Consider the following 11,668-nt stretch of genomic DNA (forward strand, 5'->3'; position numbering starts at 1 on the left):
GAAAGAAAAGCTGCTCCTTTTTGGAGCAGCTTTTCAAAAAATTCCTTCTGAATCAGATGCAGCCTTTCAGCATGTTGATCAGGATACCAGCAGCTACCGCACTGCCGATAACACCAGCCACGTTCGGGCCCATCGCATGCATCAGCAGGAAGTTCTGCGGATTTTCTTTCTGACCGACTTTCTGAGAAACACGCGCAGCCATCGGAACGGCCGAAACACCTGCAGAACCAATCAGCGGGTTCACCTGACCTTTGGTAACCCAGCACATTACACGTCCCAGCAGAACGCCGCCAGCTGTACCAAAGCAGAACGCAAGCAAGCCCAGCGCAATGATATAAGCCGTCTGCAAATTGAAGAAAGTATCTGCGCTGGTCGTGCAACCGACCGATACGCCCAAGAAAATCGTAATGATATTCATCAGTTCGTTTCCAGCGGTCTTATTGATACGATCCACAACGCCAGACTCTTTCATCAGGTTACCCAGCATCAGCATACCTACCAGAGGTACAGCCGTAGGCAGAATCAGACAAATGATGATCGTGCAGATAATCGGGAACAGAATCTTCTCCGTTTTGGAAACTGTACGGAGCTGTTTCATAACGACCTGGCGTTCTTTCTTTGTCGTCAAGGCCTTCATGATAGGAGGCTGAATAATGGGCACGAGCGCCATATAACTGTACGCTGCTACCGCAATCGCGCCCAGCAGATGCGGAGCCAGCTGGCTGGTAACAAAAATAGCCGTAGGACCGTCGGCGCCGCCGATGATACCGATGGAAGCCGCCTCGGGACCAGTAAAGCCCAAGAACTTTGCGCCAATATAAGTAGTGAAGATACCCAGCTGTGCCGCAGCACCCAAAAGCAAACTCTTCGGGTTGGAAATCAACGGACCAAAGTCCGTCATGGTACCAATGCCCAAGAAAATCAGCGGCGGATAAATTCCAAGCTTAACGCCCAAATAGAGCATATCCGCCAAACCGCCTTCGTTCAAGACGCTCACAAAATCCGGGTGACCGGACTCCGTCAGGAAGAATTCCATGTGGATAATGTCGCCAAACGGAAGGTTTGCAAGCAGCATACCAAAGGCAATGGGCAAAAGAAGCAACGGTTCAAATTGTTTTACAATCGCCAAATACAACAACACACAGGCGATGATAATCATAATGAGATAACCGGGGTTCTGGAAAATCCCCATGAAACCCGATTCACTCGCAATTCCAGTAACAGCGTCTAAAAAGCCTTGCATGTTTCACACTCCCCTCAGTTAAAACGGATCGGTATAAGAAGCAACACCGGCCTGAGCCCATGCATTCCGTCCCGTTTTTACACGTTTCAGCGAGCGCAGCGTATAACGGTTTCCGCCGTCCATGCACGCAATGGAAGCTACGATAGCTGCCACAACCTCGCCGGGAATTCCTGCTTCCACAACCGGAGCTTTCACAGCCGGCTGCACTGCAGGAGCCTTGGGCGCCGGAGCAGCATTCTGCGCTTTCGCAGCCTGAACCTTTTCTGCTTTCTTCTTATCGATTGAAGAAAAGATAACGCCTTCCAGTGTAATGATCAGGTACAACAAAATCAACACACCAAAGACAAGCACCAGACCTGTTACGACTACAACACCCAAAGACGGTTCGCCCTCCAGGTTGTTCATCGCCGCCGCAACGGTCAGGAATGGAGCAAAGTCCATAAAACTACCTCCCTGTTTTTTCACGATATCTTTTTATATTATAGTGGAAAACTCCCTCACTTGCAACCGTATTTTTTCATTCTTGTTAAAAAAATCGCAATATTTTTTCTCTTTAAACTTCTTTTTCTTCTATCCACAAAAAACTGCGGAACACATGTCCTTTCAGAATGTTCCGCAGTTTATTTTCTCTTCTTTTCTCTTGGTGTTCATTTCTTGATTTGTGTGAATTTTAAACAAACCTGTGCAATTTTTTCAGGGGCAGCCTGTTGAGAAGCACTCCATTCCCGCTTTTTCATTTCACCATGCAACTCAAACAGCAGATCCTCCTCTTCACAAAGAATTTTCATCAACTTATCTTTTTTGAATCGCACATGGCCGCATTTTCTTCATAACAACTCGAAAGCGCTTTTTGAAAGCTTGCAATTTCAGATATACGATTTTTTTCTTTCCCGTCACACATCATCTTCTCTCCTATTCCTGCAGTTCCTTCAATAGTTCCAGATAATGTTCTCTGTGTCTCTGCGCCATATCCTCGTACAGTTCCTTCAAGGCCAAATCTGCCGAATCGCGCGCGCCCTCTTTACAAATGTCAATGATCCCCGCTTCTCTGGTTAACAAATCCGTCAATCCCTCAAGTTCACTTATCGTCATGGAATAACCACCCACTACTGTTTTTTCTACTATTCCCCTTTCAGCAAAACATTATACATATAAATAAAAAGGGACCTGCGGGAGAATCTCCCGCAGATCCCTTTTTTAATACGATTGTACCATTCAGGCAACAAATTAATACATGCCGCCCATACCGCCCATGCCTGCGCCCGCAGCAGCCGCAGCAGCGGCCGGCTCTTCCGGCTCATCTGCCACAAGGCTCTCCGTGGTCAGCACCATGGAAGCAACGCTCGCTGCGTTCTCCAAAGCAGAACGAGTCACCTTAGTCGGGTCAACAATACCCGCAGCAATCATATCGCCATATTCCTCAGTCTGCGCATTGAAGCCATAATTGACCTTGCCAGAAGACACGATTTTATCGATGATCACGCTGCCTTCCAAGCCAGCATTCTCAGCGATCTGACGCAGAGGAGCTTCCAGCGCCTTACGCACAATCTTGGCACCAGTGCGCTGATCTCCATCCAGGCTCTCGATCACCTTATCTACAGCAGGAATTGCGTTGATCGGGGCTGTACCGCCGCCGGCTACAATTCCTTCTTCCACAGCTGCCTTTGCAGCGTTCAGCGCATCTTCAATGCGAAGCTTCTTGTCTTTCATCTCTACTTCTGTAGCAGCACCAACTTTGATAACCGCCACACCGCCGGACAGTTTCGCCAGACGCTCCTGCAGTTTCTCTTTGTCGAAATCGCTGGTGGTAACATCCATCTGCGCACGAATCTGTGCAATGCGAGCCGCAACAGCTTCTTTATCGCCCATACCATCCACAATAGTGGTATACTCCTTCGTCACTTTGACCTGACGAGCACGGCCCAGCATCTCCATAGAAGCATCTTTCAGCTCATAGCCCAGCTCTTCGCTGACAACTGTACCGCCGGTAAGGATTGCGATATCCTGCAGCATTTCTTTGCGGCGATCACCAAAGCCAGGCGCTTTCACAGCCACAACGGTAAAGGTACCGCGCAAACGGTTTACAATCAAAGTGGACAGCGCTTCGCCTTCCACATCCTCTGCGACAATCAGCAGCTTTTTGCCGGACTGAACAATCTGTTCCAGCAGCGGCAGGATGTCCTGAATCACACTGATCTTTTTATCCGTGATGAGCACATAAGCATCATCCAGAACAGCTTCCATGCGCTCGGTATCGGTGACCATGTACGGTGTGATATAACCACGGTCAAACTGCATACCTTTTACGACCTCGGAATAAGTCTCAGCCGTTTTGCTTTCCTCAATGGTAATCACGCCATCCGCAGAAACCTTCTCCATCGCTTCCGCGATCAGGTTACCAATGTTCTCGTCACCAGCAGAAACCGTTGCCACGCGAGCAATATCCGCGGTGCCGTTCATGGTCTTGCTGTTGGCCTTAAACGCTTCCACTGCTGCGGAAACAGCTTTCTGCATGCCGCGCTTAACATCCATGGGATTTGCGCCAGCTGCAACATTCTTCATTCCTTCTGTCACCAGAGCCTGCGCCAGAACAGTGGCTGTGGTCGTACCATCACCTGCTGCGTCATTTGTTTTGGTTGCCACTTCACGAACCAGCTGTGCACCCATGTTCTCAAAAGCATCTTTCAGCTCGATTTCTTTTGCAATCGTCACACCGTCATTGGTGATTACCGGGGCGCCAAATTTCTTGCCCAGAACCACATTGCGACCCTTGGGGCCAAGCGTGATTTTGACGGTATCTGCCAATTTATCAATACCAGCGCTGAGCGCTTTGCGGGCCTCTTCGCCCATCAGTAACTGTTTTGCCATGTCAATCGACTCCTTTTTTTGTTCAAACTATAATTATTCGCACACAGCGAGAATATCAGACTGACGAACGATCACGCACTCTTCGCCATCCACTTTGACTTCAGTGCCAGCGTATTTAGCAATCAGGACTTTATCGCCAGGCTTCACTGTCATCGTCACATCATGGCCATCCACCATGCCGCCCGGGCCTACAGCAATCACTTCACATACCTGGGGCTTCTCCTTTGCTGCACCCGTCAAAATAATACCACTCTTCGTGGTTTCCTCTGCTTCAACATTTTTAATGACCACACGGTCAGCAAGAGGTCTGATCTTCATTGCAATTTCCCCCTGAACTCAAATTTTGTTATTTCTTAGCACTCTATTATCTTGAGTGCTAAACATATTTTACCCCATTTTACGGAAAAATCAAGAGGGGAAAATAAAAAATTTTTATGAACAAACACAAAAGACTGCCAGATCTCTCTGGCAGTCTTCTTTAATGCACAAAAAGCGTTTGTCCCTTTTGTTTATTCTGTGTCCAAGAATCATAAACAGGCAGCGGCAAAACAAAGCGTACAGCTCCCGGCATCACCCACGCATCCAATCGCTCTGCCGGCCCACATTCACCGTCGATGTTCACAATGGTATTTTTTTCGTCGACGGGTATAATATGGACTTCTTGGGCATGAAAACAATACAACACATCGCGCAGATCCGGGCACACCGTGCCATCTTCGGCAATATGCGCACCCGCCTTATATTTGGCCAGAACGCTTGCAATCCGCAGCCGACTCATTTTCCGCACCAATACAACTTCCAAAACGCCGTCCTGCAAATCCGCCTTCGGGGCGGCGCAATATCCGCCGCCATAGTAGGAGCCATTACAGATGGTTGCAATCAGGAACTGATCGCAAAACACTTTTCCGTCAATTTCAACGCGCAACTTCTGTCCCAGAGGTCGACACAGGTTTTCCAAAATGGAAAGGTTGTATGCCATAGTCCCGCCACACAACGGAATCCGTCGATATTTTGGAATATTATAAGCCACCTTTGCATCGATTCCCACAGAGCAAATCGCAGCGGAAATCCCTGTTTGTGTACGCATCAAATCCACCGAAATGGCATGACCGTTTATCTGATTTTCCAAGTTTAAAAAATCTTGCGGCTTTCCAAAATTCCGAACATAATCATTTCCCGACCCGCACGGAATACTGGCCACCTCGGCTTCATGATTTCCGGAACGCAACACCCCTTCCAGCACTTCGTTCAGGGTTCCATCTCCGCCGCAGGCATACAGCCGCACAGGATCGCCAGCCTGTGCGTACGCTTGCGCCAGCTGAACCGCATGCCGATGAGCCTGCGTCATTTCAACCCGATAGGAAATGTTGCATTTTTTTGCCTGTTCAATAATTTGCGGAACCAAATACAAACTTGCATCCGCTTTTCCCGATATCGGATTCACAATAAAAACATGTTCCAAGACATCACACCTTTTCCTTGCGTATCTGCTCTTATCATACTTTATTTTTGCTTCGGATACAAATATTTTTTATGCGTATACTATGTTTATCATGTTCGAAAGGAGTTGCCCCATGGAATTTGTTTCCATCATTTTTACAACACTAGGTTCGCTGATAAGCATGTTTCTTTTAACAAAGTTGATGGGACAGCGCCAAGTGAGCCAAATGAGTATGTTTGACTATGTAAACGGCATCACCATCGGCTCCATTGCCGCTGAATTTGCCACCAGTTTGGGCGGCGACTTTCTAAAGCCCTTGATTGCAATGATTATTTATGCTCTGGCTGCTTTGGCTATCGCCGTAGGGAGTTGCAAATCTATGGCACTGCGAAAATTTTTTAATGGAAAACCGCTTGTTTTATTTGAAAACGGGAAAATCTACGAAAAAAATCTTTCCGCCGCAAAAATGGATATCAACGAATTTCTCATGCAATGTCGTATCGGCGGATATTTTGACCTGAACGACTTAGCTTGTGCGATTCTGGAAACCAACGGAGAAATCAGTCTGCTTCCTCAAGTCAAGAAACGACCGGTGACACCGGAAGACCTTAATCTGACTCCCATGCAGGAATACCCACCTGTCAGCTTGATCATTGACGGCGTCCTTTTGAAAGAGAATCTCAAGTATGCCGGAAAAGATGAACAATGGCTCCAAAAAGCATTGAATGCACAACACGTTAAGCAAAAGGATATTTTCTTCGCCACTTGCAATCGTCAAAATAAATTAACAGTATACCCACGTACTGAAAAACACATCCAACACGATATTTTTGAATAACACAAAAAAGTGGGTGCGATCGCACCCACTTTTCATTATTTAAAAAACTTATTTGCCAAAATAGCGGTTCAGCAGACCAGCGAAAGCCTTGCCGTGGCGAGCCTCGTCACGAGCCATCTCGTGAACAGTGTCATGGATAGCGTCCAAGCCCAGTTCTTTCGCTTTCTTAGCCAGAGCAGTCTTGCCGGCAGTCGCACCGTTCTCCGCTTCTACACGCATCTCCAGGTTTTTCTTCGTAGAATCGGTCACAACTTCGCCCAACAGCTCAGCAAACTTGGCAGCATGCTCCGCCTCCTCATAAGCGGCTTTCTCCCAGTACAGGCCAATCTCGGGATAACCCTCGCGATGTGCCACACGAGCCATCGCCAGATACATACCAACCTCGCTGCACTCGCCGTTAAAGTTGTCACGCAGGCCCTGCAGGATCTCGGGATCCACACCCTGCGCCACGCCGACCACATGCTCGGCAGCCCAGGTCATGTCACCTTTCTGCTCCTGAAATTTAGAAGCCGGAGCTTTGCAGATGGGGCAAGTGAAATCAGCGGGCAGGCTCTCGCCTTCATAAACATAACCACAAACGGTGCATACAAATTTAGACATATTCATTTCCTCCATAAAAAATATTTTTCATTTAACTTCCTGAAGCATTTCTGCTGTACTTACTATAGCACTCCAAATTATTAATGTCAAGTATCTATTGAGATTTTTTCTCAATAATATCACAATTTATTTTTTCGAGCGCCGGAAGCAAGGCTTTCAGACTCAGCGAGGTAAGCGATCCCATCACCAAACCGGAAATGAGCAAAACCGGAAGATAGTAAAATGTATAAACAGAACGGGTCAGCAAAAGATTGACAAGGCACAATTGCCCCACATTATGTGCAATCGCGCCACTGACAGATAAAATAAAATACGAATTGCCGCCCGCTACTCTTCTTGCAAGCAACATGACGAAAAGAGCAGCCATCCCACCGCACACACTGAGCGCTCCCGCCACAATGCCACGAGTGATTAAGACAAAAAAAGCTTTCAGCCCCACCAATGTAGCCGCCTGAGATGCTCCCAGAAAAAACAGGGCATACATTACAACAATATTGGCAAGACCCGGTTTCACTCCAGGCGGCAGTCCCAACAAAGGTGTTAGCATTCCCTCTACGAGCGAAAGCACAATAGCCAACGCAAACAACATTCCCACGAGTGCAACCCGATACGCTTTCCCTGTTCTTCCCTTTTTCATTCCACGTACACCACCTGATAATCATCCGTGAGTAGCTCCAAGGAATCTCGAAAAACAGACGAAACATACAACGTTCCCTCTTCATCCAAGAGAATAGCTGAAATGCCTTTTTGCATGTATTCCAGTGCCTTATCCCGTCCCATTGCAAAGAGCGCGGTCGAATAGAAATCGGCCTCTGCACCGTTTTCCATCAGAACCCCTACAGATAGAAGATCACTCTGAACCGGCCATCCAGTCTGCGGATCCAAAATATGCTGGTAGCGTACACCATCCTGTTCAAAAAAACGTTCATATCCGCCGGAAGTAGAAAAAACTGCATTCTGAAGCGAAAAAGAGAGCAACGCACTGCTCTGGTCACCAGCCGGATCGCGAAATCCGATTCGGAATGCCGTCCCATCCGGCTTGGTACCTCTTGCATAAATCGTACTTCCGCCCAGATTCAGCAAAGCGTTTTCCACTTTCATCTCATCGTAGATGGCCGCCGCAGCGTCACATGCAGCACCTTTGGCGATTCCGCCCAAATCCACCGCCTGGCCTTTCTTTTCCAGCACGCCTTGTCCGTCACGCAATATTAAAGCCTGGTCATCCACCAATGGCAAAAGTTCATCGATTTCTTCCTGCGTCGGCACTCTCGGGGAATCTGTTGTGATTCCCCAGGCAAGAGTGAGTGGCGCAATGGTAATTGCAAATGCATCTGGCGCTTGTGCACTCAGCGTCTTAGCCTGCTCCAAAAGCTGATACGTTTCAGAAGACAGTTTCACAAACGATTCTCCTGCTGCTGCATTCAGCCGCGCAATATCACTGGTTTCTTCGTACAAAGATAATTCGCTTTCCATGGATGCGATCCGGTCGGTTACCTGCTGGATCGCCTCTTTCGCACGCGGCCCATACACGTTCTGCTGCATCACGGTATCCATCACAAATGTGGTAGATGACTCCGAACGAGTTTCATAATAGCGGTAAATCCACCACAAGGCCAAAAGGGCCACAACAAGCAATGCCACTCCCACTCTGGCTGCATCAAAAAAATTTTTTCTTTGTTTCATATTCACTCGCTGTTCTTTCATCCAATTGATAAAATGATTGTAAAAGCGATTTCTGCTTCTGTCAAGCAAACTATTTTTTACAAAGGCATAATGCCAAGTGAAAAGGTTTTAGATCTTCCAGTGGATTGTAACACTCTCGCTGGTAGCGTCAATTTGTGATATGAGAATATCAACCACCTTGCGCTTATCGTCAAAGCTCACGGACTCCCAATCATCCAGATAGCCCGTGATGCTGTCAATCTGTGAAGCGGAAACGGAATTAGCGGTGAGATCAGCCACCAGCTTTAGCTGCTTTTGACGTTCCGCGTCCAGTTCCTCAATACGGTTATTTGCGTATTGCAGGAGCAGCGGGTTTGCCCCGGACAAAGTGTCCAGAAGTTTCTCGATCTCGCTCTCTGTCTTTGCAAGGGCAACACGGGCGGCGGTCAGCTTCGGATTATAGCTTTGTTCCTTTCCGCCTTTCAGCGTGTGGAATTTCTGCATCTTCTTAACCATCTCGCCGTACACAAACGCCTCCATGTTTTGCGCTGTCAGCGTACCGGCCCCCTCACAGCTCCCATTTTCCGCCCGCTGTTTGCACCGCAGGTAGGTAACGCCATTTTGGGCTCTCAGAGCAGCCAGCGCATAGCCGCAGCGCCCGCACTTGATTTTCCCGGCCAGCCATGTATTATGGCATTTGCGGCCATTCTGGAAAGAGGTGTTCTGTGACAGCTTGCGCTGAACAGTCAGCCAGAGCTGGGAAGAAATGCGCCCCTGGTGCGGGGCAATCACAAGGATTTGCTCCTCGCCCTCGCGCCCTTGATAGAGATAGCAGCTATTGTCCCCTGTGAACATTTCCGCGGGACTTTCGATTTTTACGCCCTGGGCCTTGAAATATTCGTAGATGTCCATATCAGCCTGGACATAAACGGGATTTCTCAGCAGTTTGGAGATAAAGGCCCGTTGCAGCGCCTTGTCATAGACCTTGATGGAGTGTTTGACAAAGTACCGGGTTATATCGCCGTAGGAATTGCCTGGCTCCGCATACATTTGAAACATGAGCTCGGCAAAATCCATTTCCGCATTTTCCACCAGCTTCTTTGTCTTGATCCCGTCCATAACAATGGGCTCGGTATCAAAGCCGTATGGCGTCCGCCCCCGCATATAGTAACCTTTGGCACACCGGGAATAGAAAGCGTCCTGCACACGCATCTGGATGCTCTCACGTTCAAGCTGTGCAAAGACAATGCAGATATTGAGCATCGCCCGGCCCATCGGGGTGGAAGTATCAAATTTTTCCGTACAGGAAACAAACTCCACATCGTATTGCTTGAACAGCTCCATGAGCTTTGCAAAGTCTACAATGGAACGGCTGATCCGATCCAGCTTGTAGACAATCACCCGCTTAATCAGGCCAAGCCGGATGTCCTGCAAAAGCCGCTGGAAGTCGGGGCGCTCAATGTTCTTGCCGGAATACCCTTTATCTTTGTATTCCTTACCCTCACCGCCTTTTAACTCATATCGGCAAAATTCAAATTGACTTTCAATGCTGATACTGTCCTTTTTGTCAATCGACTGCCGCCCGTAAATTGCATCAATTCTATTATCCATAATTAGCTCCCTTTCTGTTCGTTGGGAGCCAACCTACAAGTATATTATACCTCTGCCGCCCCCCTACAACAAGGATGACTCCGGCCTACCCCCGCTGCCCGGCATACTTGCGGAACACGTCAAACAGCCGCTGCTCAATCTCGCGATTGTGCTTTTCAAGCTCCTGCGGGGAAAAAACGGGGGTGAGATTTTTGACGGTGATCGTCCGATCTCCGAGAACAGCCGTTTTGATTTCACTTTTATATTTGACCTGCGCCTGCATAAAATCCCTCCCATACAATGATAAAATGTGTTGAAACATAGCAAAGGCCAGCACCGCGAAGTGCTGGCCTTTGGCCGGATATGTACCTCTGGACACTTTGTCCAGAAGTCAGTAAGGGCTTTCCTCAAAGTGCTGCTGGGCCTCTTCCAGACTGCAGATGTCGAAAACCTCATAGAGCTCCGCCACCACGCGCCGGATGTCGTTGGGAGAAAACCCGCAGTTCTCCATCGCGTAGATGACGTAGCCACGGCAGGCATTGTTGCTCCACGGCTGGGACAGCATAGCAGCCAACATAGGATCATAGTCCATTCTGTTATCCCTCACTTTCATAAATGGCGGGGAGCGCCGCGCTCATTTTCTTGCCCCGTCATAAGACAGCCATACTCGGCGGCGGCGCTCCCCCACAAAGGGGGGCGGCGACCTGTGGCCCCCGCGCCTCCTTTGCGGAGAGAAAACCTCCTCTCACATACCACCAGAAAAAGAGGGGTGAATGGAGATGGTAACTTAGAAATTTTCCTGCAAATATTTTTTCATGCGGTCAATCCCGCATTTCACGGAGCAGCGGACGGCGCTCTTGTCCACTCCCTCCTCGCGGGCGATCTGACGGTAACTCTTTCCCAGGATCAAATGAGCGTCCACGCGGCGACCCTGGATTTCCGGCAAGGAGTTGAGGGCGTTCCACAGCCGGAAGAACAGCTCCTTGCGATCCATAAGTTCCTGGGGGCTGGGCTCGTGCAGGCAGGCGGAGTATTCGAGCCCATCGTCACAATCCAGGGAATAATAAGCCTTGTTGTAGCGCACCCGTTCCGCATGGGCGGCCTCGCGCCGCTTACTGGCCATGAGTTCCTCGGCTACCTCGTCAGGCACCTCCACCAGCTCGTCCGTTAAGTACCAATAATAAAAATCTTTCAGATTGATCGTTGTCATAGCTTGTCCTCCATTTTGTTTCGGTTGATGTGTTGAGCGGAAACAAAATGGGGAGCTGGCGGGGAGCGGCACCCTGGGGAGCCGCCCCGCACCTCTGGACAAAGTGTCCAGAGGTCGGACAAACAAAATGCGCCTGCGTGACACAAGGCCACGCAAGCGCATGAAATGACAAATTCATTTATGTACTGCCAAATTTCGCATCCACCGCCGGACTGA

General features: G+C 48.8%; 15 protein-coding genes. 1 reads left to right on the forward strand and 14 read right to left on the reverse strand.

What is annotated here, in order from left to right; translation table 11 throughout:
- Positions 1–52: 52 nt before the first annotated feature.
- From WMO24_RS15005 to WMO24_RS15035, 7 genes are all read right to left on the reverse strand, one after another.
- Positions 53–1,243, reverse strand: coding sequence for a sodium ion-translocating decarboxylase subunit beta (locus tag WMO24_RS15005; protein WP_349217188.1), 1,191 nt, complete (start codon positions 1,241–1,243; stop codon positions 53–55).
- An 18-nt stretch (positions 1,244–1,261) separates the two neighbouring features.
- Positions 1,262–1,684, reverse strand: a complete 423-nt coding sequence (locus tag WMO24_RS15010) for an OadG family transporter subunit (RefSeq protein WP_349217189.1) — start codon at positions 1,682–1,684, stop codon at positions 1,262–1,264.
- A gap of 206 nt (positions 1,685–1,890) precedes the next feature.
- Complete coding sequence (locus tag WMO24_RS15015) at positions 1,891–2,034, reverse strand: hypothetical protein (protein ID WP_349217190.1); 144 nt, start codon at positions 2,032–2,034, stop codon at positions 1,891–1,893.
- A gap of 121 nt (positions 2,035–2,155) precedes the next feature.
- Positions 2,156–2,335 (reverse strand): hypothetical protein, encoded by a 180-nt coding sequence (locus WMO24_RS15020; RefSeq protein ID WP_349217191.1) that lies wholly within the window; start codon positions 2,333–2,335, stop codon positions 2,156–2,158.
- Positions 2,336–2,470: 135 nt separating this feature from the next.
- Entirely contained in the window at positions 2,471–4,111 is a 1,641-nt protein-coding gene (gene groL, locus WMO24_RS15025; RefSeq protein WP_349217192.1) for a chaperonin GroEL, read from the reverse strand.
- Positions 4,112–4,144: 33 nt separating this feature from the next.
- Positions 4,145–4,429, reverse strand: coding sequence for a co-chaperone GroES (locus tag WMO24_RS15030; RefSeq protein ID WP_349217193.1), 285 nt, complete (start codon positions 4,427–4,429; stop codon positions 4,145–4,147).
- A 160-nt stretch (positions 4,430–4,589) separates the two neighbouring features.
- On the reverse strand, positions 4,590–5,555 hold the full coding sequence (locus WMO24_RS15035; RefSeq protein ID WP_349217194.1) for a diacylglycerol/lipid kinase family protein: 966 nt from the start codon (positions 5,553–5,555) through the stop codon (positions 4,590–4,592).
- A gap of 130 nt (positions 5,556–5,685) precedes the next feature.
- On the opposite strand from WMO24_RS15035, the gene WMO24_RS15040 reads away from it, so the two are divergent.
- Positions 5,686–6,390, forward strand: coding sequence for a DUF421 domain-containing protein (locus WMO24_RS15040; RefSeq protein ID WP_349217195.1), 705 nt, complete (start codon positions 5,686–5,688; stop codon positions 6,388–6,390).
- 48 nt (positions 6,391–6,438) lie between these two features.
- Here WMO24_RS15040 and WMO24_RS15045 read toward each other — a convergent pair whose 3' ends face one another.
- From WMO24_RS15045 to WMO24_RS15075, 7 genes are all read right to left on the reverse strand, one after another.
- Positions 6,439–6,990: a ferritin family protein gene (locus tag WMO24_RS15045; RefSeq protein WP_349217197.1), complete on the reverse strand. Its 552-nt coding sequence runs from the start codon at positions 6,988–6,990 to the stop codon at positions 6,439–6,441.
- Positions 6,991–7,084: 94 nt separating this feature from the next.
- Entirely contained in the window at positions 7,085–7,627 is a 543-nt protein-coding gene (locus tag WMO24_RS15050) for a Gx transporter family protein (protein ID WP_349217198.1), read from the reverse strand.
- Positions 7,624–8,631: an FAD:protein FMN transferase gene (locus WMO24_RS15055; RefSeq protein ID WP_349217199.1), complete on the reverse strand. Its 1,008-nt coding sequence runs from the start codon at positions 8,629–8,631 to the stop codon at positions 7,624–7,626. The genes WMO24_RS15050 and WMO24_RS15055 overlap by 4 nt, the downstream gene beginning before the upstream one ends.
- 150 nt (positions 8,632–8,781) lie before the next feature.
- A complete protein-coding gene (locus tag WMO24_RS15060; protein ID WP_349217200.1) occupies positions 8,782–10,263 on the reverse strand; it encodes a recombinase family protein in 1,482 nt (493 codons plus the stop codon).
- Positions 10,264–10,348: 85 nt separating this feature from the next.
- Positions 10,349–10,525: a hypothetical protein gene (locus WMO24_RS15065; protein ID WP_205130636.1), complete on the reverse strand. Its 177-nt coding sequence runs from the start codon at positions 10,523–10,525 to the stop codon at positions 10,349–10,351.
- A 108-nt stretch (positions 10,526–10,633) separates the two neighbouring features.
- Positions 10,634–10,834, reverse strand: coding sequence for a hypothetical protein (locus WMO24_RS15070; RefSeq protein WP_349217201.1), 201 nt, complete (start codon positions 10,832–10,834; stop codon positions 10,634–10,636).
- Between the two features lie 195 nt (positions 10,835–11,029).
- A complete protein-coding gene (locus WMO24_RS15075; RefSeq protein WP_349217202.1) occupies positions 11,030–11,452 on the reverse strand; it encodes a sigma-70 RNA polymerase sigma factor region 4 domain-containing protein in 423 nt (140 codons plus the stop codon).
- Positions 11,453–11,668 lie beyond the last annotated feature (216 nt).

It is taken from the genome of Ruthenibacterium intestinale, assembly GCF_040096265.1.
GTDB classification, from domain to species: Bacteria; Bacillota; Clostridia; order Oscillospirales; family Ruminococcaceae; genus Ruthenibacterium; species Ruthenibacterium komagatae.